Genomic DNA, 21,323 nt, shown 5'->3' with positions numbered 1-21,323 from the left:
TTTTACTTTTATGTAAATAAATAAGAAAGCTAAAGTGAAATTAAACTTTATAACTTGAGACAAAGATAGGGATTCATTTATATTTTCAAAAATCCATATAAAAAATGGCAATAAAAAAACCTTGGGTTGGTGTACCAAGGTTTTTGTATAATAATTATCTTTTTGAGAATTGTGGAGCACGTCTTGCTTTTTTAAGACCGTATTTCTTTCTTTCCTTCATTCTCGGATCTCTTGTCATGTAGCCAGCTTTTTTAAGAACTGCTCTATATTCTGGGTCTACTTCTACAAGAGCTCTTGCAATACCGTGTCTAATTGCACCTGCTTGTCCAGTGAATCCACCGCCCTCAACTTTAACGATTACGTCAAATGAGCCTAGTGTATCTGTTAGTTCAAGTGGTTCTTTTGCAACTGTTCTAAGAGTTTCAAATGCAAAGTAATTTTCGATATCTTTGTTGTTAATTGTGAAGTTTCCATTGCCAGGTAAAAGTCTTACTTGAGCAACGGATGTCTTTCTTCTTCCTGTTCCTCTGTATTGAATGTTAGCCATCTTCTACCTCCTATTATAATTCGATAACTTCTGGTTGTTGAGCAGCGTGTGGGTGCTCGCTTCCAGCGTATACCTTAAGTTTAGTGAACATTTTTCTGCCAAGTCTGTTTTTTGGTAGCATACCTTTAACAGCAAGTTCAATAACTTTTTCAGGTCTCTTTTGAATCATTTCGGAATATAGAATTTCACGTCTTCCACCTGGATATCCTGTGTGGTAAACATAAGCTTTTTGGTTAAGCTTGTCACCAGTTAATTTAACTTTGTCTGCATTAACTACGATTACAAAGTCTCCACAGTCAACATGTGGTGTAAATGTCGGTTTCTTTTTACCTCTTAAAATTGCTGCAACTTCAGATGCAAGTCTACCTAATACTACATCTTCTGCATCAATAACATACCATTTTCTTTCAACTTCATTTGCTTTAGCCATGTAGCTTTTCAATGAATTTTCCTCCTAATTTGTTTAAAAATATTCCGGGGCTTTTTAAACATGACCTACATTTTAGACTAAAAGTCCATGCTTGTCAATATTTTTGGGGAATTTTTATGTTAAATTAATTTTCTTTCTTCTTCTATTTTTACATTTTCAAGCGGTGTTTCGTAGCTTGAATCTTTCTTGTATTTTTCGATTTGTCTCTTAACCCTGTTTACAGAAGTTATTGTTCCTACTCCTGCGATACATCCGCCTGGGCAAGCCATTCCTTCTAGTAAATATCCATCGAGCTTTCCTGCTTTTGCAATTTTTAGCATCTTTGCACATTCTGATAATGTATTTGCTCCTTGAATGTGAATTTCTCTAGATGGGTCAAGTTTTTCTGCAACAACTTTTACAGATTGAGCAACTCCACCTGCAATTGGATATCCACGTCCAAGAGCTGATGCATCGTCGTCATCTTTTTCAATTTTTATCTCTGATGGCTCGATATTTTTTGCAACAAACATTCCCATCAGTTCTTCGAATGTTATTACAAAGTCAACATCAGACTGAACTTTTGTATCAATTGCCTCAAGTTTTTTAGATGTACATGGTCCAATGAATACTACAACTGCATCTGGGTCCTTTGCCTTAATGTATTCTGCAGTATATCTCATAGGTGAACCTGAGTCTGATACTTGATCATAAAACTCTGGGAATTCATTTTTAATCATTAGAGTCCAAGAGAAGCAACAGCTTGTTCCCATAAATGGAATGTCCTCTGGAACTCTTTCCAAGTATTCTTTTGCTTCGTGTAGAGTTGTTAAGTCTGCTCCAAGTGCAACTTCAATTACATCCACAAATCCAAGCATCTTAATTGCTTCTATTATTTGTTCAGGACTTGTTGTCATACCAAACTGTCCAATATATGATGGTGCTATTGCCCCATATACTCTTTTGCCTGATTTAATTGCTTTTATAAGTTGGAAAATCTGTGTCTTATCAGATATTGCTCCGAATGGACATTCTGCAATACATCTTCCACAAGCCACACACTTGTCTTGATCAATATCTGCACGGTTATATGTATCTGAACCAATTGCGTTAACTCCACAAGCTGCTGCGCAAGGTCTCTCATACATTACTATTGCGCTATATGGACATGCGTCTTTACATCTTCCGCATCTTATACATTTTTCATCATCAATTATTGATCCGTGTTTACCCATTGATATGGCGTTAACTGGACACACATTTGTACAAGGGTGAGCTAGGCAATTTCTACAATTATTTGTAGTATAGTAAGATTTTTCTGGACAGGCTTCGCAGGCAAATTTAATTACGTTTATAAGTGGTTTTTCGTATGCGTTTGTGTCAATATCAACCTTGTCGAATCCGTCAGTTATCTTTTTAAATACACCAATCTCTCTAACATCAAGGCCCATTGCAAGCCTTAGTCTTTCGTCTACGACTGCTCTTTCTCTAAATATATCTCCTCTATATTTTGCAACCTCACCTGGCACAATTCTATAGCTTGAGTCTTCAAGTGCAGATATATCTAAATCGTTATAAGCAATTCGTGCTACTTCAGCAAAAACTTTTCTCCTAATATCTACAAGAGTACCATAAATTTCTTTCATCGTTTCTTCCTCAATCTTTTTATTTATCTATTCTTAGTTTGTTAAGTATTTTCTCACTGACCTCTTGTGCTGTTGCTTTAAACATAATCTCGTCATCGACGATTACAACAGGTGAGGCCTGGTTAATTTCGTGACTCTTGCAATAGTTCATGCAATGTGCAAATTCAACCTCTAAATTTTCCGCAGAGCAAAGTTCTGAGTCTGGTCCACAAAGTTGCTCTTGTAAATACTCTACTGCATCATAAATAGCATTTGCACCCATCAAGGTACATCTTGCTCCCATACATATAGTTACTTTCATATTGCCTCCTAAAGATTTCTATATAGTTAGTTTAACATTATACTAAGCTTTCTTCAATCATTTTGTGATTATCTTCACAATCTATACTAATGGAACAATATTTTATATTTAATCTTAACTTAAGAAAATTTAAAACCTAAGACTTTACTTGGTTTTAATTGTAGGAGTAGAGTTTTACTCTTTAAAAAATAAAAAACTCCCCAAAGGGAGCTACAGACTGATGACAAAGTAACAAAGCTCTAAAAAAATCTTATCCTATGGAAGAAATTGTAGAAAGTTCAACTTGAAGCAAACGCATAAAAATCACACTGTTTGAGCGTAAGCGAGTTTGTGATTTTCAGATTTGCAAAAGCATGAACCTTTCCAATTTCTGTAATGAGATAAGATTTTTTGAGCTTTGTCGAGAATCTAAAACTCCTCGAAGGGAGCTAATTTATTTTTGATTTGAGTGTGCAATTCTTGCAGCTGCTGCAGCTGCTATTGCAGCGATTAAGTCGTCGGCAAAAGTTGTGACTTTGTCAGTCCTCTTTTTCTTGTCGAGTTCGTCGATTACGCCAATTTTTTTCTTGTCGAGATAACCAAAATTTGTAAGTCCAATTGTGCCATACATATTTATTATGCCAAGTGGCAATATCTCATCAATTCCATATAGACCTTCATCGTCATAGATAATTGATTGAAGAGGTTCATCAAGTAGATTCTTCTCGCACATCTCGTCGATTGCAAGACCTGTTAGTATCGCGTGAATAGATTCTCTTTTTGAGATTACACTCTTTACACTTTCCAAACATCTGTCTAATGAAAGATCAGGTATATAAGGTTTTTGAAGTTCCTGAACTATTTCTGCAATCTCTTCTAGTTCAACTCCAACACCTCTTAGTTTTTCGACAGTGTATTCATAAAGTTCTTCGGAATTATATTTATACATCTACACCCTCCTATTTGGTGAATTTTTTCTGTTTCTCATCTGTCTCTTTCGCCTCATCATCTTGTTTCTAGAATTTTTTATGCTAAATCCATAAATAAACCCAGGAATAAGAGCAGATACTAAAAAGCTAAGTATATTATAATCTATGCCCAAAACTTTTATCGCATAAACCTGTGGCATTAGAAAGAGCTCCACTGGAAACTTCCAATAAGATGATCCAATTGGTTTATCAAAAAAGTCCATTCCCATTCCCAAAAATGCAAAGGCAAATAGAATTATTCCAATTAAAAAAATCAAATTACCTGCAAAAAAATCCAGTGACTTTGCATTCTTTTTAGAAAGTCCCTTGCCAAAATTGTAGTACAAGAGCACTATCAAGAATACAAATACGATTTTAAATATTAAATTTCCATAAACTAAATTTCTCACACTTTCGCTTAAGTTAATTACAAAAGAAATTGCAAAAACTATTGCGACAATTAAAAAGTGAAAAATTAATCCGCGAGTGTTGTTTCTCATTATGCACCTATTTTTCTAAATACTCTTCTGCGTTCTTTGTGTAGTGAAGATCGCCCTTTTCATCGACCCAAATTATTCCAGAGTCTGTGAGAATCGATAACTTTTCTATCTCTTCATTGGTTGAGTTAAATCCTGCTGTTGACAAAAAGTCAGCAAGAGCTGAGTCTTTATTTATTACAGTAAGAGACTTTATTCTGTGTGAAGGCTCAAGTGTGTCTGGATCAATTATGTGAGGGTATCTCACTCCGTCTACTTCAAAAAATCTCTGATAATCTCCACTTGTAACAGCTGCCACATCGCCCTTAAGTCTCATTACAGCAATTGCTTTATTTGAACTTGAAAGATCTGGGTTTTGGATGCCAATCTTATATGTGTCTCGTCCGTCTCCTGGCTCTCCAATTACTCTAACATTTCCACCAGCTGAAATTATACAGGACTTAACGCCCCTTTCTTCAAGCTCTTTTGCAACAAGCTCAGTGGCATATCCCTTTGCTGTCGCCCCAAGATCTATTTTCATTCCACTGTCAATGTATACAGATTTCTCCTCATCATCTAGCTTTATATTATCAACATTCAAATCATTTTTAAAGCCCTCGAGCATCTCTTTATCTGGAATGTATGAGCCTGTAACTGCTTTTACTTCTTCCTTTGTCCTTCCTTCGTCATAAAGATCCCTATATGCGTTCCATGTATCAATCACTGGTCCAAGAGCAATGTTGTTCTTCTTTGAATAATTGTGATAGTTATCAATAGATTCTTTAATAAGTTCGTATAAAACATCATCAACTACAACTGGTTTTATCCCTGCGTTTTCATTTATAGTTTTTACATTTGCAAGGTTCGGATAACTCTTGTAATTGTCAAAGAGCATTGAAAGCTCTTTAAACCTATCTTCTGTATATTTTAAATTTTCTATGGCAAAGTTCTCGTCATCAGAATATATAGTAACATCAACAACTGTGTCAAAAGTTTCATAAAATTGAGACGTATATCTTTCGACCTTGGCCTCTTTTTTAGAACAGCCCGTTACAAAAATTAAAAGAAATGCCAAAAAAGCTATTTTAATTTTTTTCATTACATCACCTCTTATATATTACTACTCCTTAGAATTTTTATAAAGTTAATATAATCATAGGAGTTTTCCCTATATAGAATTTTACCATAAATTTTATTTAACTTGTCATCTATTAATTTTATATTAAAAACTTAATAATACATAAGATTTGAACTTTAAAAATAAAGTGACTATAATAAAAACATGAATAAAGAAATAAATTACGAAGAAATAAAAAAATTAAATAATCCACTCTTAATAGATATGAGATCTGAAACAGAGCACGAAGGAGCAAAAATAATCGGAAGCGTGAACTTTCCAATTCTAAACACAGAAGAACACAAAAATGTCAGCATCCTCTACGACAGCGGAGAGGTTTTAGAATCAAAAAAAGAAGCCGTAAAGTATGCAAGCGACAGACTCCCAGAGTTTTTTAATTTTATAGCAGATAATGCAAAAGAAAAAGATATAGTTCTTTACTGTTCAAGGGGAGGCTACCGTTCAACTGCGCCATTTTATCTTTTAAATTCGCTATCAATGGGAGTATACAAATTAAAGGGCGGCTACAAATCTTATCGAAAATATATTATGAAAAACTTGGAAGAATATTCCAAAAACTTTAAGTTCATAAACTTAAATGGATACACAGGCGTGGGCAAGACAAAAATATTAAAAGAGCTTGAGAAGCTAGGCGCAAATGTACTAAATTTAGAAGAACTCGCAAGTCACAGAGGCTCCCTTTTGGGAAATCTAGAAGAAAACATCCAACCTTCGCAAAAAGACTTCGAGGCTCTAATCGAAAATAAATTCGAAAGCTTCAGCGGAAAATATGTATTCGTCGAATGTGAGTCCTATAAAATCGGCAAGTTATTTGTTCCCAAGACGCTTCACGACAGTTACTATAACGACGGGGCGCAGGTTCTCGTCACACTTCCAATCGATAAGAGAGTTAAAAATATTAAGGATGAGTATGTAAATTATGACGAGCACTTTAAAAAGAGCTTGTCAAAATCTTTAGAAGAACTCTCAAAGTTTATCGGCAAAAAAAGAGTGGCAAAGTATAAAGAATTAATAGACACCGAAGAATACGAAGTGATTATAGAAGACCTTATCAAAAATTATTACGACATCTCCTATAAACTAAAAAATTCAGGATATGATTTTACTTTAGATAACTCATCGCCAAAAGAGTCCGCAAAAAAATTAATAGAAAAATTTATGCAATAAAAAATCTGCTAAGAGTTTCCCAGCAGATTCTATAAACAAAAGAGAGGCACGAGGCCTCTCATTTTTTTATATTAAATTAAATTTCAGCTTTAATTTGTTGTTCTCTTTTAATAGCTTCAGTAAGCTTTGGAACAATTGCGTTGATATCTCCAACAACTCCAAGGTCAGCTGCTTCGAAGATTGGAGCATCAGCGTCTTTATTAACAGCGATGATTAGATCAGAATCTTCCATACCAGCTAAGTGTTGGATTGCTCCTGAAATACCCATTGCGAAATAAAGTTCTGGTCTAACTGTTTTACCAGTTTGTCCAACTTGGTGATCTTTTGTGATCCATCCAGCATCAACTGCTGCTCTTGAAGAAGAAATTTCAGCTTCAAGTGTTTCAGCAAGTTCTTGAAGAGGTCCAAATCCTTCTGGTCCACCGATTCCACGTCCACCAGAAACAAGGATAGCTGCTTCTGTGATATCTTTTTTCTTAGATTCGTGTTTATCAATGTTAACAATTTTAACATTCATATCTTCATCAGTGAATTCAACTTTTTCTTCAATAACTTCTCCAGTTCTTGAATCATCAGCATCCATTGCTTGCATAACGCCTGGTCTAACTGTAGCCATTTGAGGTCTAAAGTTTTCACAAACGATAGTAGCCATTAGGTTACCACCAAAAGCTGGTCTTGTCATAAGAAGAAGTTTAGATTCTTCTTCGATATCAAGTTTAGTACAGTCTGCAGTAAGTCCTGTGTGAATTCTTGCTGCTAGTCTTGGAGCAAGGTCACGTCCAATTGAAGAAGCTCCAAATAGAACAATTTCAGGATCATATTTTTCAATTACAGCAGTAACTGCTTTTGCATATGGTTCAGTAACATATTCTTTAAGCATTTCATCTTCAATAACAATAACTTTGTCAGCGCCGTGTTTAATAAGAATATCAGAGTGTTCTTTTACATTTTCGCCGATAAGCATTGCAACTACATCTTGTCCTAGATTGTCAGCAAGTTCTCTTGCTTTACCTAGAAGTTCTATACCTACTTTTTCAAGTTTATTATCTCTTTGTTCTACAAATACAAATACATCTTTACTCATTTTCATAACCCCCATCAGATAATATACTTTTCTTGAAGCTTAGCAACAATTGCTTGTGCTGCTTCGTCTGCTGTTAAGTCTGTAAGAAGAACTCCCTTACCTTTACCTTGTTTAGGGAATGATTTTTTAACTCTTGTAGGAGATCCTTTAAGTCCGATATTAGAAAGATCAAGTTTGTCTTTAATATCTTCAAGACCCCAAACAGGAATTTCTTTTTGGTAAGCTTCAAAGATTTTACCAACGCTCATGTATCTAGGTTCTGCAAGTTCAGTAATAGCAGTGATTAGGCATGGGAACTTAACATTGATTGTGTGATATCTGTCTTCGTATTGTCTTTCAACTGTAACACCTTTTTTATCTTCATCAAGTTCAAGTTTTTCAACATAAGAAACTTGTGGCACACCAATGTGTTCAGCAATTTGTGGACCTACTTGTGCAGTATCTCCATCGATAGCTTGTCTACCACATACGATTAGGTCGAAATCAAGGTGTTCAAGGGCTGCAGTGATTGTACATGATGTAGCCCAAGTATCAGCTCCACCAAAAGCTCTGTCACTTACAAGAATAGCATCGTCAGCTCCCATAGCTAGAGCTTCTCTAAGAGCAGCATCTGCTTGTGGAGGTCCCATTGAAAGAACTGTAACTTTAACATCATCTGGATTTTCATCTTTAAGTCTAAGAGCAACTTCAAGTCCTGCTTTATCGTCAGGGTTTATAATACTAGGTACACCTTCTCTAATAAGTGTGTTAGTAACAGGATCTAGTCTAACTTCATTAGTGTCGGGTACTTGTTTAATACATACTACTATATTCATTTATAATACTCCCTCCAATTATTTAACGCCCATCCAGCTAGAGATTACCATTCTCATAACTTCAGAAGTACCTTCGTAGATTTCAGTAATCTTAGCATCTCTCATCATTCTTTCGATTGGATAGTCTCTAGTGTAGCCGTATCCACCGAATAATTGTAGACATCTTCTAGTAATATCACTTGCTGCTTCAGCTGCAAATAATTTTGCCATAGCTGCGTAGTGGCTGTATGCTTCGCCATTTTGTTTAGCATCTGCTGCTCTGTAAACAAGAAGCTTTGCTGCATCAGCATCAGTCTTCATATTAGCAAGTTCAAATTGAGTATTTTGGAATTGAGAAATTCTTCTTCCAAATTGTTTTCTTTCTTTAGTATATTCAACAGTTGCATCAATTGCACCTTCAGCAATTCCAAGAGCTTGAGAAGCGATACCAATTCTACCACCATCAAGAGTCTTCATAGCAATCTTGAATCCTTTACCTTCTTTACCAAGAAGATTTTCTTTAGGAATTCTGCAGTCTTCAAAAATAAGTTCGCAAGTTGAAGAACCTCTAATTCCCATTTTGTCTTCAGGTTCACCAACAGTAAATCCTGGAGTTCCTCTTTCAACGATGAATGCAGAAATTCCGTGGTTTCCTTTAGATCTGTCAGTCATTGCAATAACGATAAATACATCAGCAAATCCTGCGTTTGTAATAAATATTTTTGAACCATTAAGTATATATTCGTCGCCATCTAAAACAGCTGTTGTTCTTTGTCCACTTGCATCAGTACCTGCACCTGGTTCAGTAAGTCCGAATGCTCCGATTTTCTTTCCTGAAAGAAGATCTGGAAGATACTTTTGTTTTTGTTCTTCAGTACCATTTTCGTAAATTGGTGCACAGCATAGTGAAGTATGTGCAGAAACAATAACACCAGTAGTAGCACATTTTTTAGAAAGTTCTTCTACTGCCATTGCATATGCTAAATAGTCAGCTCCTTGGCCACCATATTCTTTTGGAAATGGAATTCCGAAAAATCCGTATCTAGCTAGCTTTTTAACATTTTCCATAGGAACTTCTTCTGTTGCATCTACATCTGCAGCAATAGGTTCTACTTCAGTTTCAGCAAATTGCTCATACATTTGTTTTAAAAGTAGATGTTCCTTATCCATTCTAAAATCCATTCTAATATCCCCCTAACAAATTTTATAAAGAATGTTATTTAATTAACATACCATCGTTTATATTATAACACTAATTGAGTGTTTTTCAACAAATACTTTTAAATTAACGCTTTCAGGGGCCTTATCAAGACAAAAATAAAAGCATAAAAATTAAAAAAAATTGCCCTCCGTCTACTTAAAGTTAAAATAAATAAAGCTTTTAAGTTAAAAAGATAACAAAAGCAGCCGAAAAAGAATAATAGATTAATAACATTCCGAAAAAATTATTTAATATAATTTTGATTTAATTAAATAAATTATTATTAAAATAAAACTTTTGGGGTGATGTGTTTGTCTTATTGAAAAAGAATTTTGGAGTAATGCCCCTTAAAGTTATCTAATCAAGATGACGAGTGTGGGGTCGTCATCCTGAGTGGAGACGAATGCGAAGCATGAGGCGCAGTCGCACTTACAGCATAAGACCTACAACGAAATCAAAGATTTCTGTTAGGTCTATAAAGGATCTGTAGAGTATTCTTGCGATGTGTTTTCGTCTTATTTTAAAAGTGTATTAGAGTAATCCCCCCTCACGCTTTTTTATTAAGACGCTTATGTTGTTTTCCCTAAAAGTGCAGATCTTTCGACTCCAAAAATCCTTACGGATTTTTTCCGCTCAAGATGACGGAGTGTAGAAGTTGAGGCTCAAATAGTTCGCTACTGTGCCTATGATTTGTACACGTTATATGGAAGACACCTCTTCATACGTCATCCTGAGCAAGGAAAATTTATTTTCCGCGTCGAAGGATCTGTAGAGTATTCTTGTGATGTGTTTTCGTCTTATTGCAAAAATGTCTTGGAGTAATCCTCCCTCACGCTTTTTTATTAAGACGCTTAGACTGTTTCCCTTAAAGGTGCAGATCTTTCGACTTCAGAAAATTCTTGTGAATTTTCTTTCGCTCAAGATGACGGAGTGTAGAGGTCGAGGCTCAAATAGGTCACTACTGTGCCTATGATTTGTACACGTTATATGGAAGACACCTCTTCATACGTCATTCTGAGCAAGGAAAATTTATTTTCCGCGTCGAAGTATCTGTAGAGTAGATGTGGCGATGTGCGGTCGTCTTAATACGAACGAGTTTTGGAGTTTTCTCAGTGAGGTTTTCTTGTTAAGACGCTTAGGCTGTCTCTTCTAAAAGGTGCAGATTCTTCGACTCGAGCAAAGCTCTCGCTCAGAATGACGGAGTGTGAGGGCGTCATCCTGAGCGAACGAAGTGAGTCGAAGGATCTGTAGGGTAGAGAAAGCGATGTGTTGTCGTTTTGACCAAGTTGTGCATTGGAGTAATTCTCCTATACGTCATTTTTTTCAGACAAATAATTCTCGCTAGACCGCTTTGCAGATCTTTCGGCTTCAGAAAATTCTTGTGAATTTTCTTTCGCTCAAGATGATGAGGGGCAGGCTTTTTCATTAAGACGCTTATGTTGTTTCCCCTAAAAGTGCAGACTCTTTCACCCTTCAGGGTACACAGCGACTCGAGCGAAGCTCTCGCTCAGAATAACGAAGTATACGCTACCCAAAGCAAAGAAAAAAGAGGCCGAAGCCTCTTCATCCCAATCTATTAATTTTAATAATTTTAAATATCAGCCTTAACAACTAATACAGATTTTCTTGAGTGGTTTAATACCTTGTTTGAAACAGATCCAAGGAGAGTTCTAGAAAATGCTCCTAGTCCACGGTTACCCATAACAATAAGGTCTACGTCTTTGTCTTCAGAGAAAGTACAAATTTGTTCACTTGGACTTCCTGTTGTGTAATATGTCTCCACTCCATATGGATAATCTGACAATTCATTTTCAGCATCCTTTAAAATTGACTCAGCTCTTTCCACATTTGCCTTTTCAACTTCCAAAGTGTATGCAAAGTTTGCAGGATATTGTTCAAAGACTGATGTTTCAGGAGTGACAGTAAGTATAATCAAATCTGCCTCTAACTTTTCTCCCATACCTCTTGCAACTTCAATACATTTAGCTGAACTCTTAGAGCCATCAATAGGAACTAATATTTTCATAAATAAATCTCCTTTCCTTCTATATTCCATAATTATCCTAAAATAATTTTAAAATATTTCTTTTAATTTATATACCCTTTATTGCAATAAAAAAACAAAGGGCCATCAAGACCCCTTGTTATTTTTTTTAATTATTTCCAAACTTCAAATCCATCTGTGCCAACTTTAGAAGTTGAGTGAGTGTTTGAAGCATCTAGAATTTCATAATATGCCCAGTATCCACTAGAAACATCACTAAATGTCTTTAGTCCAGAAGTGTTGATGTTGTATAGAGAATTTACTCTAGTGTCTCTGCCAAATACAGAGTTTAAAATAGTAACAGCTTCTGCTCTTGTTAGTTTAGAATTTGGTTTAAATGTTCCGTCTGGATAACCTTTAATGTTCTTGTTGCCATAAAGAGCACTTATTGCATCAGATGCCCAGTGGCCCTTGATGTCCTTAAAGTTTGTGCTTCCTGGATATCCCTTGTCAACAAATTTAGAAATCATTGCAGCAAATTCTGCTCTAGTAATTTCTTCATTTGGTTTAAATGTTCCGTCGCCATATCCTTTGATATAACCTTTATCCACTGCGTATTTAATAACACTTGAATACCACATGTTATCTGCGTCGCTAAATCCTGTATTAGAACTGTGAGCAACGTCCTTGCCGTTATTGATTAGTCCAACAAACATCTTAACAGCTTCTGCTCTTGTAATAGTTGCACCTGGTTTAAATGTTCCATCTGGATAACCCTTGATGTAAGCAGGTCTTACAAAGCTTGTAACATCTGTACTGTCTTTATATTTTACAGTGTAAGTTGTAGAGCTAGAATAACGACTTCCGTCTTTAGCTTCAACTTTAATCTTTTCACCATATTTTAAAGCTCTGTCTAGATATACAGTGAAGTCTCCATCTCTATCTGCAGTTGCAGTACCAAGTTTATATCCGTCATCGTCATAAACTGTAATGTCTGCATAGTCTCCTGCACTACCCTTAACATTCTTTTCACCAGCATAAGCTGATTCGATTGATGGAGTTAGAGAATATTTACCATTGTAATATTTTCCGTCGTGCCAATAATCGTCATAATATTTGTCATCTAGATAATATTTACTAGAGTCATGATATCCAGTTTTTTCTGCAATTAGATAAATATCATAATCATAATATCTTCTACCGCTTCTATAATATTTTGAACTCCAGTCAGATGGTAACCATTTTCTACCATTAGAAGTGCTGATATATGGATCGTCATTGCTATCATATTTTACATCGCTTCTGTCGAAGTAATATCCATCATAATAATAGTCGTAATCCCTATAATATCTGTCGCCTATCCAAATCTTAAACTTACCATTAGAATCAGTTTTATCGTTGTCAATTTCTTTGTCGTCATATCTGTCGTATGCAGTTACAGTTGCATTTTTTACTCTGTAGTCGTCTTCATCTTCAACATAACCATATACATAATTTCCACTTACATATTCATCTCTGATATATAAACGTTCTTTTGTAGATGGAGTAGATTTCTTTTCAAATATAGCTTTAACTTCTACTTCTTCTCCTGGCATTGTGAACTTATCATTCTTAATTGATAAACTTGTAGGTGTAATAACTTTCCACTCTTTAAATTTATAACCAGAATTTGGTTCAGCTGTTAATGTAACAGTTTCATCCTTTGCAGCTGTTGCAGGATTTGCTTTTGCTGTACCATTTCCATCACTATTTACTGTTATATCATATTTTTGTGCTGGTTCTGATTTATTTTTAAATACAGCTGTAATATTTACGTCACCAGCTGGCATTGTGAATGTTGTTTCTTCTTTGTTGGAATCTCTTAATTCCACATTATCACTAGTTACATTCCATTTAACAAAATCTTTATCTTCTGGAACTGTAGCTTTTAATGTTATTTCTTCTCCCATTTTTCCTTTATTTGGATTTGCTGTTTCACCTTCAACATTTACATTATAAGTTATTTTCTCATAAGTAGCTGTAAAAGTTACATTGTTAGCAGGCATTATAAAAGTTAATGTAGATTCAGTTAGATTATCAATTGTAATACCTGTTGCCTCCCACTTAACAAATTCTTCACCCGCTTCTGGGGTATTAGCAACTATGGTTACTTGGTCTCCTTCATCTGCTTTAGTTGGTGTTGCCGTACCCTTAGTCATGCCAATTGAATAATCTTTATCTTTATAAGTTGCTGTAACAGTCACTTCATGAGCAGGCATTTTAAACGTTGTTTCTTCGTCATTTTCATTTGCAAAAACAACTTCGTCAGACTGAGTAGTACATTTGTCAAATTTTTTACCTGGTTCAGCAGCATTAGCTTTTATTGTAACTGTATCATTTTCTGCTGCTGGGTTATTTTCAGTTGTTCCACCATTAACCGTTACTTTAAACGTAGTGTCAGCTGCAGGTGCTTCTGAACCTGTTCCGTCTTCTGCAAATACGCCAATTGGCACTGCCAATAACATAATCATTGCAAGCAATAAGCTTATGAGTCTTTTATGTTTCATGATTAACCTCCTTTTTAATTATATAAAACATTTTCCCTTGGTTAGATTATACCCCATACAAAACGCAAAAATACAATTTTAAACAATTCTTTGATAATTTAACAAATTTGTAACAATTCCTTTAACAACACTTAATAAAAACAAAGGCTTTAATTAACACTGTTTTAAGATTGAGGTTTTTTTGATTTAATATAATTTTTGTAAAATTTAATTAATTTTTTGAAATTTTATACTTTAAAAGTACAATTTTGTTGGAATTTGGATTTTTAATTGAGAAAATATTACCTTGATGTTGTTGGGACTAAGGATTGGAAAGAGAGATTGTAAAACGAAGCTATTAAAATTTAAGGAGCTATAGGGTTGCGGAAGTGATGTGTTGGCGTTTTGAAGAGAAAGGGTTTTTGAGGTCTTCTCCTTTACGCTTTTACATTAAGACGATTAGTTCTCGTTAGATTACTTTGCAGATCCCTCGGCAAGCTCGGGATGACGGTCGGGAGGTTGTTTCTTTAAGACGATGAGGTTGTTTCTCCAGAAGGTGCAGATCTTTCGACTCGCTTTGCTCGCTTGGGATGACTGGTGTGTAAAGGTTGAGACTTAAATAGAGCGCTACTGCGCCTATGATTTATCGGCTTTATATAGAAAACTATCCCATTCAACGTCATTCTGAGCGGAACGGAAGGCATAGCCTGAAGTGGAGTCGCACTTACAGCATAAGACCTACAACGAAATCAAAGATTTCTGTTAGGTCTATAAAGGATCTGTGGAGACTAGGGAACGATGTGTTATCGTCTTGACAGAAAAGTGTTTTGGAGTCTCTCCTTTAAATTGTCTCTTTAATACGATTAATTCTCGCTCGATGACTTTGCAGATCCCTCGGCAAGCTCGGGATGACGGGTGGGAGGTTTTTTCTTTAAGACGATGGGGCTGTTTCTTCACAAGTTGCAGATCTTTCGACTTCAAAAAATTCTTACGAATTTTTTTACGCTCAAGATGACGAGTGAGAGACTTCTCGTTAAGATGATTAGGTTATTTCTCAGTAAGGTGCAGATCCCTCGGCTCGCGTTTCACGCTCACTCGGGATGACGGGTGGGAGATTTTTTCTTTAAGACGATGAGGTTGTTTCTCCAGAAGGTGCAGATCTTTCGACTCGAGCAAAGCTCTCGCTCAAGATGACGAGTGAGAGACTTCTCGTTAAGACAATTAGGTTTTTTACGTAAGGTGCAGATCCCTCAGAGAACGCTCGTGATGACGACCGGGAAGTTTTCCAAATTCTTCATAAATAGAAAAAAGGATATGATGCAGAGACCATTAGCTTGGCCGAGCGGCCTCGAGCGTGTCTCGCATCATACCTTTTTTCGTTTGTTTAATTATTTTTTATTCTTTTAAGGATCTCCATAAGGTTTTTTAGTCAAGACGATTAGTTCTCGCTTGATAACTTTGCAGATCCCTCGACTCGCGTTTCACGTTCGCTCGGGATGACGGTAGGGAGGTTTTTTCTTTAAGACGATGAGGTTATTTCTCCAGAAGGTGCAGATCCCTCGGCAAGCTCGGGATGACGGTCGAGAGGTTTTTTAAATTCTTTAAAAATAGAAAAAAGGATATGTCAGGGGAACGTCACTTGGCCGAGCGGCCCCTGACGTGTCTCGCATCATACCTTTTTTCGTTTGTTCTATTTTTTATTTTTTCAACTCTACATGGATTCATGTAAGCAAAAAAAGATTTTGACCAATTAAGCTCAGTCAAAATCTTTCTACTTTCTAATTATATTTAATTAAAATACTGAAACGTATGCGTCTTTTTTATCTAAGATAAGCATATGTCCTGGTGCGTGAGTTATCATAATGTCAGGTTTAGATGCCATAGCCACTGCTTGAGGTGTTACTCCACAAGCCCAGAATACTGGCACTTCGCCCTCTCTTATTTCACTTCTTTCGCCAAAGTCAGGTTTGTCAATGTCTTTAATTCCTATTACAGATGGGTCTCCAATGTGAATTGGTGCACCATGTGTTGCAGGGAATCTTGCTGTTACTGTAGTTGCTTTTACTACATCTTTATAAGGTATAGGTCTCATTGATACTACAGTGTTTCCGTGGAATACTCCTGCGCTTTCACATTCTATATTTGTAATATACATTGGAACATTGTGTTCGTCTTCAATGTGTCTTACAGGTACATCTGCTTCAAGCATTGCTTTTTCAAAGGAGAATGAGCATCCTATTACAAATGTTACGAAGTCATCTTGCCATACGTCTTTAAGATCAGTTACTTCTTTTTCATATTCTCCATTTTTATAGATTCTATATTTTGGCACGTCTGTCTTTATATCCGCGCCATCTGCCATTATTTTTGTAAGAGATGATCCTTCATCTAGTACTTCAAGTATTGGACATGGTTTTGGATTTCTTTGTGCAAATAGCAAGAAGTCATAGGCATATTTTTTTGGAAGTATTGCAAGGTTTGCTTGCAAGTATCCTTCACTCATGCCAGAAGTTGGCGCATTAACTTCGCCTTTTCTAATAAGTTCTCTTACTTCTTTTGGGCTCATCTTTGCTAGTTCACTTAATTTCATATTACTGACTCCTCAATAATTTTCTTAAACTGTGCATCATATTCTCTTGCAATTTTATTTGCTTCTTCTACACTTACTCTGTCAAAAACTATTTTGTCAAGGAAGTTCATGTGTGCTAATTTGTGCAAGTCGGCGCTTATTACAGTTCCTATTTTTGTATATCCACCAGTTGTTTGTCTGTCAGCACATAGGATAATAGGTTGTCCGTTTGCTGGTACTTGAATTGAACCAAATGCTGTACCATCAGATATTATATCTGCAGTTTCTTTGTGTTCAATCTTTTCACCTTTAAGTCTTATTCCCATTCTGTCAAGTTCTTTTGTAACTTGATATCCCCCAGATCTAAATAAATCGTGGATTCCCTTTTCTGTAAAGTAATCGTCTTGTGGTCCAAGTACAACTCTTAAGATATTAAAGTGTGAGAATTTAGGCAAGTATTTTGCAGGAATTTTTCTCATCTTTGGTTTTGATTTTGGTTTTATGATGTTAAGTTCATCTTTTGGTTTTAATGCTCTTCCGTCAAGTCCACCCATTTTTGTTTTTATGTGAGTTGACTTTGATCCGTTTACTACGGGAACATCAATTGAACCTGCAAAAGCAATGTAACCTCTAAGGCCTTCTTTCATTTTGCCAAATTGTAGAGTGTCTCCTGCTTTTACTTCTATTGATTCAAACATTGGAGCATCTTTTCCATTTATTTTTGGGCTCATGTTTGCACCTGTTAGTGCAATAACTAAGTCCTCGTTAAATTTAAGAGTTGGTCCAAAATAAATTGTTTCAAGGACTGCCTCTTTTAAATCATTTCCAACAAGAATGTTAGCAAGTTTATAGTTGTAATCGTCCATAACTCCAGAAGTAGGAATGCCTAGTTCTTGATAGCCATATCTTCCACTGTCTTGAATAGTTGTCAGTATTCCACCATTTATTACATCAATACTACTCATTTAGCTCACTCCTTTTAACCTTCTCGATCTTGACTTTGTACTCTTTGTTGTCTACTTGTTTTTTTATTTTGTTATATTCATCTTCAGTTATTGGGACATATCTAATGTAGTCTCCAGCTTGGATGAATACTGGTGGGTTTACAGTTTCGTCGAATAGTTTTACAGGTGTTCGTCCTATTAATTGCCATCCTCCAGGTGATTCTAGTGGATACATACCTGTTTGGTTAGATGCAATACCTACAGACCCTGGTTCAATTTTAAGTCTTGGGCTCTTTAGTCTTGGTGTTGCTATTCTTTCATCTAGTCCTCCAAGGTAAGTAAAGCCTGGCATGAATCCCATCATGTAAACTAAATAATCTGTTCCAGAGTGAATTTTTATTACTTCATCTTCACTCATATTAGCGTGCTCTGCAACAAATGCGATATCAGGGCCATATTCTCCACCATAAAGTGTAGGAATTTCTACAAGCCTTACATATTCACTTACATTTCCTGCTCCGCCTGTTTTTAAGTTATTTAATATATCAACTAGCTCGTTAAAAGTTAATTTTATAGGGTCATAGTTGATTAAAATAGATCTGTAAGTAGGCAATATGTCTACTACTCCGTCTACTTTTTCTTTTTTTAAATTTTCTACCACTGCTGCAATATTTGCGTTAATTTCTTTTTCGATAGTATCTCCAAATTCCATTACTAGAGCACTATCGCCTGCTGGTAGAAATTTTATTTCTTTATACATTTAACTCTCCTTTTCTCTTTATAGTCCAAGGTTTCCTATTAATGTCTTAATTCCCATGAAAGCTGTAATAGCTACTACTATCCAGCCAAGAACGAAAAGTAAATTAGAGTGTTTATAGTCTCCAACAATGCTCTTCTTCTTAGATGCTACAAGAATTACTGCTAGAGTTATCGGCAAGATAAATCCGTTAAGTGTTCCTACAACAACAAGTAGAGTTTGTGGTTGACCGATAAATATAAATATTATTGTTGAAACAACGATAAATAATATTGTTACTAAATTTTCTCTTTCAGCTACTGGTTTAAATAATGTCTTTAAGAAAGATACTGAAGTATAAGCTGCCCCTACAACAGATGTGAAAGCTGCTGAAGCGAAAACTATACCGAATATCTTGTAACCAACGATACCAGATGCTGCTTTAAATGAAGAAGCTGCGATGTTATCAGGGTCGATATCAGCATTAGCCATTTTTGTAACACCAAGGATAGCTAGGAATAGAAGTACTCTAACTATGAATGCTACTAATACTCCAAGAGAAGCTGATCTGTTTACATCTGGTAAGTGTTCTTCACCAACGATACCAGCATCAATAAGTCTGTGACCACCAGAGAATACAATGTATCCACCAACAGTACCACCGATTAGTGTAAGAGTTGCTGGGATGATTGAGTTGTATCCGCCCTTTGGAACTACAGCTGATGCAACTGCTTCTCCAACAGGAGGTTTAGTTTTTATAGCTACAAAAGCTATAAGTATAATCATTGCTGCACCTAAAACTTGTGTAAGTTTATCCATTGCTGTACTTGCAGATTTAGATGAGAAAATGATGATTCCGATTAGTCCACCAATTGCTGCACCGATTCTAATGTCAATGCCAAAAATTACATTAAGACCTTGTCCTGCTCCACCAACGTTACCGATGTTAAATGCAAGACCGCCAAGTGCTACTAGGATTGCTATTACATATCCAAGACCTGGTAAAACTTTATTTGCAATATCTTGCCCTCTCATTTTAGAAACGGCAATTACTCTCCATACGTTAAGTTGCGCTACATAAGACATAAGAATTGAAAATAGAATTACTGCTGCAAAGTCTGCTCCAAGACTTGTTGTAAAAGTAGCAGTTTGAGTCATAAATCCTGGTCCAATTGCAGATGTTGCCATCAAAAATGCAGCACCTAATAGTACCGACCAGTTAGCTTTTTTTTCTGTCATGATTATCCTCCTATTTTAAGAAATCAACTAAAGGTTTAACAACAATGCCTTCTTCTTCTAAACCTTTTCTAATATTTTTAACGAACTCAATTGCTTGTGGGTTGTCACCGTGAACACAGATTGAATCTGCTACGATGTCAATTTCTTTTCCATCAGCAGTAACTACTTTGTTTTCCTTAATCATTTTGATTACTCTAGGAATTGCTTCTTTAGGATCTTTTACGAATGCTCCTGGAAGTGATCTATTTACAAGAGATCCATCTTCATTGTAGCCTCTGTCTGCAAATACTTCTTGAGCAACTCTAAGTCCTCTCTTCTTACCTTCTTTAGCTATGTATGAGCCACTTAAAACCATAAGGATTAAATCTTTGTCATACTCTTCTACTGCATCTAGAACTGCGTTTGCAAGCGCTTCGTCGTTACAAGCAGTGTTGTAGAATGCACCGTGAAGTTTCATGTGTTGAAGTCTTCTTCCGTGAGCTTTAGCAAAAGCATCAAGCGCTCCAACTTGATAAAGCATATAAGCTCTTGCTTCCTCAGGTTTTACCGCCATTTTTCTTCTACCGAATCCCATTAGGTCTGGATATCCAGGGTGAGCTCCAATTTGTACATCGTTTTCAACAGCTGCGGCAACAGTCTTGTCCATAATTAATGGGTCACCTGCGTGAAAACCACATGCACAGTTAATACTAGTGACATGCTTTACTATCTCTTCATCCATACCAATTTTGTATGCACCAAAAGATTCTCCGATATCACTGTTTAAGTCAACAAAATAAGTCATTACATTCTCCTCCTTAAATAAATAATAAAAATAATGCTGTAAACAAAAATTTGCTACAACACTATTATAATAAATAAAATAATATTATTCAACTGATTAAAGTATTACAAATGGTTATTTATTTAAGAAAAATCTACGTTTTCCCATTGAAATACAACTTTTAGAGTATTTGTAAATTTTTTTGGAAATTTAAAAGTTTTTAACTAAAATTAATTTATTCAAATACTTTTAATAACTTATCCATTGGAGCTTTATCTTTTTCTTCTGGCTCTTCTTCAATTTTTCCAAAAGGCATTTGTGCAACAAGTCTATAATTTTCTGGAAGATCATATAGATCTCTAACCCACTTGTCAATGTGTGGATTATAATGTTGAAGGCTTGCTCCAATGTTTTCTTCTCTTAGTCCTTGCCAAGCGTTAAGCTGAATCATTGCACATCCGTGCTCTGCCCACTGCTCCATCCTGTCGGCATAACTTGGAATATCTTTTTCCATCTTTCTAACTACATCGTCGTCAATAAAGTAAAGCGCAGTTCCCTTTGCGTGGAAAAATCCGTGAAATTTGTCCTTGTCGATTTTGTTGTCGTAAGTTTCATTTACTTTTGTCCAAAATTCTTTTGACTTGTCATCGAATAATAACACTACTCTAACTGGTTGAGAATTCATTGCAGAAGGAGTTGTGTTTAATATATCTTCAAAAATATATTTTACTTCTTCGTTTGAAAGATCAATTCCTTCTGATAAATTGTAGTAAGATCTTCTATTTTTAATCATCTCAAAATAATTTTGCATATGGCACCCCTCAGTTTAAAATTTATTCTGCTATAGTACAAA

19 protein-coding genes are annotated in these 21,323 nt (G+C 35.6%); 1 reads left to right on the top strand and 18 read right to left on the bottom strand.

Annotation, left to right across the window (positions count from 1 at the left end; translation table 11 throughout):
* Positions 1–154: 154 nt before the first annotated feature.
* From rpsI to ACOX6R_RS00290, 7 genes are all read right to left on the bottom strand, one after another.
* Positions 155–547, bottom strand: a complete 393-nt coding sequence (rpsI, locus tag ACOX6R_RS00320; RefSeq protein WP_433446047.1) for a 30S ribosomal protein S9 — start codon at positions 545–547, stop codon at positions 155–157.
* 13 nt (positions 548–560) lie between these two features.
* Entirely contained in the window at positions 561–989 is a 429-nt protein-coding gene (rplM, locus tag ACOX6R_RS00315; protein ID WP_433446045.1) for a 50S ribosomal protein L13, read from the bottom strand.
* Positions 990–1,096: 107 nt separating this feature from the next.
* Positions 1,097–2,602: a 4Fe-4S dicluster domain-containing protein gene (locus ACOX6R_RS00310; RefSeq protein ID WP_433446043.1), complete on the bottom strand. Its 1,506-nt coding sequence runs from the start codon at positions 2,600–2,602 to the stop codon at positions 1,097–1,099.
* 19 nt (positions 2,603–2,621) lie between these two features.
* On the bottom strand, positions 2,622–2,903 hold the full coding sequence (locus ACOX6R_RS00305; protein ID WP_433446041.1) for a (2Fe-2S) ferredoxin domain-containing protein: 282 nt from the start codon (positions 2,901–2,903) through the stop codon (positions 2,622–2,624).
* 433 nt (positions 2,904–3,336) lie between these two features.
* Positions 3,337–3,831, bottom strand: coding sequence for a phosphatidylglycerophosphatase A family protein (locus tag ACOX6R_RS00300; RefSeq protein ID WP_433446039.1), 495 nt, complete (start codon positions 3,829–3,831; stop codon positions 3,337–3,339).
* Entirely contained in the window at positions 3,832–4,350 is a 519-nt protein-coding gene (locus ACOX6R_RS00295; RefSeq protein ID WP_433446037.1) for a hypothetical protein, read from the bottom strand. It lies immediately after the preceding gene.
* A 7-nt stretch (positions 4,351–4,357) separates the two neighbouring features.
* Positions 4,358–5,425, bottom strand: a complete 1,068-nt coding sequence (locus ACOX6R_RS00290) for an FAD:protein FMN transferase (protein ID WP_433446035.1) — start codon at positions 5,423–5,425, stop codon at positions 4,358–4,360.
* Between the two features lie 183 nt (positions 5,426–5,608).
* Between ACOX6R_RS00290 and mnmH the strand changes: the two genes are divergently transcribed.
* Complete coding sequence (mnmH, locus tag ACOX6R_RS00285) at positions 5,609–6,631, top strand: tRNA 2-selenouridine(34) synthase MnmH (RefSeq protein ID WP_433446033.1); 1,023 nt, start codon at positions 5,609–5,611, stop codon at positions 6,629–6,631.
* 76 nt (positions 6,632–6,707) lie between these two features.
* On the opposite strand, the gene ACOX6R_RS00280 is transcribed toward mnmH, so the two are convergent.
* The 11 genes from ACOX6R_RS00280 to ACOX6R_RS00230 all read right to left on the bottom strand — a co-directional run bounded on the left by ACOX6R_RS00280 (position 6,708) and on the right by ACOX6R_RS00230 (position 21,281).
* Positions 6,708–7,715 (bottom strand): electron transfer flavoprotein subunit alpha/FixB family protein, encoded by a 1,008-nt coding sequence (locus ACOX6R_RS00280; protein ID WP_433446031.1) that lies wholly within the window; start codon positions 7,713–7,715, stop codon positions 6,708–6,710.
* A 14-nt stretch (positions 7,716–7,729) separates the two neighbouring features.
* Positions 7,730–8,530, bottom strand: a complete 801-nt coding sequence (locus ACOX6R_RS00275; protein ID WP_433446029.1) for an electron transfer flavoprotein subunit beta — start codon at positions 8,528–8,530, stop codon at positions 7,730–7,732.
* 18 nt (positions 8,531–8,548) lie between these two features.
* Entirely contained in the window at positions 8,549–9,691 is a 1,143-nt protein-coding gene (locus ACOX6R_RS00270) for an acyl-CoA dehydrogenase (RefSeq protein WP_433446027.1), read from the bottom strand.
* A gap of 1,610 nt (positions 9,692–11,301) precedes the next feature.
* The gene (locus tag ACOX6R_RS00265; protein WP_433446025.1) at positions 11,302–11,736 is read right to left on the bottom strand and encodes a universal stress protein; all 435 of its coding nucleotides are present in this window, start codon (positions 11,734–11,736) and stop codon (positions 11,302–11,304) included.
* 131 nt (positions 11,737–11,867) lie between these two features.
* Complete coding sequence (locus ACOX6R_RS00260) at positions 11,868–14,240, bottom strand: InlB B-repeat-containing protein (RefSeq protein WP_433446023.1); 2,373 nt, start codon at positions 14,238–14,240, stop codon at positions 11,868–11,870.
* A 1,771-nt stretch (positions 14,241–16,011) separates the two neighbouring features.
* On the bottom strand, positions 16,012–16,809 hold the full coding sequence (locus tag ACOX6R_RS00255) for a putative hydro-lyase (RefSeq protein ID WP_433446021.1): 798 nt from the start codon (positions 16,807–16,809) through the stop codon (positions 16,012–16,014).
* Positions 16,806–17,753 carry a biotin-dependent carboxyltransferase family protein gene (locus ACOX6R_RS00250; protein WP_433446019.1) on the bottom strand — a complete coding sequence of 316 codons (948 nt, stop codon included), beginning with the start codon at positions 17,751–17,753 and terminating at the stop codon, positions 16,806–16,808. The genes ACOX6R_RS00255 and ACOX6R_RS00250 overlap by 4 nt, the downstream gene beginning before the upstream one ends.
* Positions 17,746–18,492 (bottom strand): 5-oxoprolinase subunit PxpB, encoded by a 747-nt coding sequence (gene pxpB, locus ACOX6R_RS00245; RefSeq protein WP_433446017.1) that lies wholly within the window; start codon positions 18,490–18,492, stop codon positions 17,746–17,748. Before pxpB ends, ACOX6R_RS00250 begins: the two co-directional genes overlap by 8 nt.
* 18 nt (positions 18,493–18,510) lie before the next feature.
* Positions 18,511–19,707 carry an NRAMP family divalent metal transporter gene (locus ACOX6R_RS00240; RefSeq protein ID WP_433446015.1) on the bottom strand — a complete coding sequence of 399 codons (1,197 nt, stop codon included), beginning with the start codon at positions 19,705–19,707 and terminating at the stop codon, positions 18,511–18,513.
* Positions 19,708–19,717: 10 nt separating this feature from the next.
* The gene (locus ACOX6R_RS00235; RefSeq protein WP_433446013.1) at positions 19,718–20,491 is read right to left on the bottom strand and encodes a LamB/YcsF family protein; all 774 of its coding nucleotides are present in this window, start codon (positions 20,489–20,491) and stop codon (positions 19,718–19,720) included.
* A gap of 214 nt (positions 20,492–20,705) precedes the next feature.
* Positions 20,706–21,281 (bottom strand): nitroreductase family protein, encoded by a 576-nt coding sequence (locus tag ACOX6R_RS00230; RefSeq protein WP_433446011.1) that lies wholly within the window; start codon positions 21,279–21,281, stop codon positions 20,706–20,708.
* Positions 21,282–21,323 lie beyond the last annotated feature (42 nt).

This window comes from Peptoniphilus sp. (assembly GCF_050943655.1).
Lineage (GTDB): Bacteria > Bacillota > Clostridia > Tissierellales > Peptoniphilaceae > Peptoniphilus_A.
The sequence above is the reverse complement of the archived record's forward strand: the minus strand, read 5'-3'. Positions and strand labels throughout refer to the sequence as shown.

Coding starts and splice junctions, on each gene's coding strand:
- ACOX6R_RS00310 (WP_433446043.1), bottom strand. CDS start 2,602: ATGAAAGAAATTTATGGTACTCTTGTAGATATTAGGAGAAAAGTTTTT.
- rpsI (WP_433446047.1), bottom strand. CDS start 547: ATGGCTAACATTCAATACAGAGGAACAGGAAGAAGAAAGACATCCGTT.
- ACOX6R_RS00255 (WP_433446021.1), bottom strand. CDS start 16,809: ATGAAATTAAGTGAACTAGCAAAGATGAGCCCAAAAGAAGTAAGAGAA.
- ACOX6R_RS00240 (WP_433446015.1), bottom strand. CDS start 19,707: ATGACAGAAAAAAAAGCTAACTGGTCGGTACTATTAGGTGCTGCATTT.
- ACOX6R_RS00250 (WP_433446019.1), bottom strand. CDS start 17,753: ATGAGTAGTATTGATGTAATAAATGGTGGAATACTGACAACTATTCAA.
- ACOX6R_RS00275 (WP_433446029.1), bottom strand. CDS start 8,530: ATGAATATAGTAGTATGTATTAAACAAGTACCCGACACTAATGAAGTT.
- ACOX6R_RS00270 (WP_433446027.1), bottom strand. CDS start 9,691: ATGGATTTTAGAATGGATAAGGAACATCTACTTTTAAAACAAATGTAT.
- ACOX6R_RS00230 (WP_433446011.1), bottom strand. CDS start 21,281: ATGCAAAATTATTTTGAGATGATTAAAAATAGAAGATCTTACTACAAT.
- ACOX6R_RS00295 (WP_433446037.1), bottom strand. CDS start 4,350: ATGAGAAACAACACTCGCGGATTAATTTTTCACTTTTTAATTGTCGCA.
- pxpB (WP_433446017.1), bottom strand. CDS start 18,492: ATGTATAAAGAAATAAAATTTCTACCAGCAGGCGATAGTGCTCTAGTA.
- ACOX6R_RS00300 (WP_433446039.1), bottom strand. CDS start 3,831: ATGTATAAATATAATTCCGAAGAACTTTATGAATACACTGTCGAAAAA.
- ACOX6R_RS00260 (WP_433446023.1), bottom strand. CDS start 14,240: ATGAAACATAAAAGACTCATAAGCTTATTGCTTGCAATGATTATGTTA.
- ACOX6R_RS00265 (WP_433446025.1), bottom strand. CDS start 11,736: ATGAAAATATTAGTTCCTATTGATGGCTCTAAGAGTTCAGCTAAATGT.
- mnmH (WP_433446033.1), top strand. CDS start 5,609: ATGAATAAAGAAATAAATTACGAAGAAATAAAAAAATTAAATAATCCA.
- ACOX6R_RS00280 (WP_433446031.1), bottom strand. CDS start 7,715: ATGAGTAAAGATGTATTTGTATTTGTAGAACAAAGAGATAATAAACTT.
- ACOX6R_RS00235 (WP_433446013.1), bottom strand. CDS start 20,491: ATGACTTATTTTGTTGACTTAAACAGTGATATCGGAGAATCTTTTGGT.
- ACOX6R_RS00305 (WP_433446041.1), bottom strand. CDS start 2,903: ATGAAAGTAACTATATGTATGGGAGCAAGATGTACCTTGATGGGTGCA.
- ACOX6R_RS00290 (WP_433446035.1), bottom strand. CDS start 5,425: ATGAAAAAAATTAAAATAGCTTTTTTGGCATTTCTTTTAATTTTTGTA.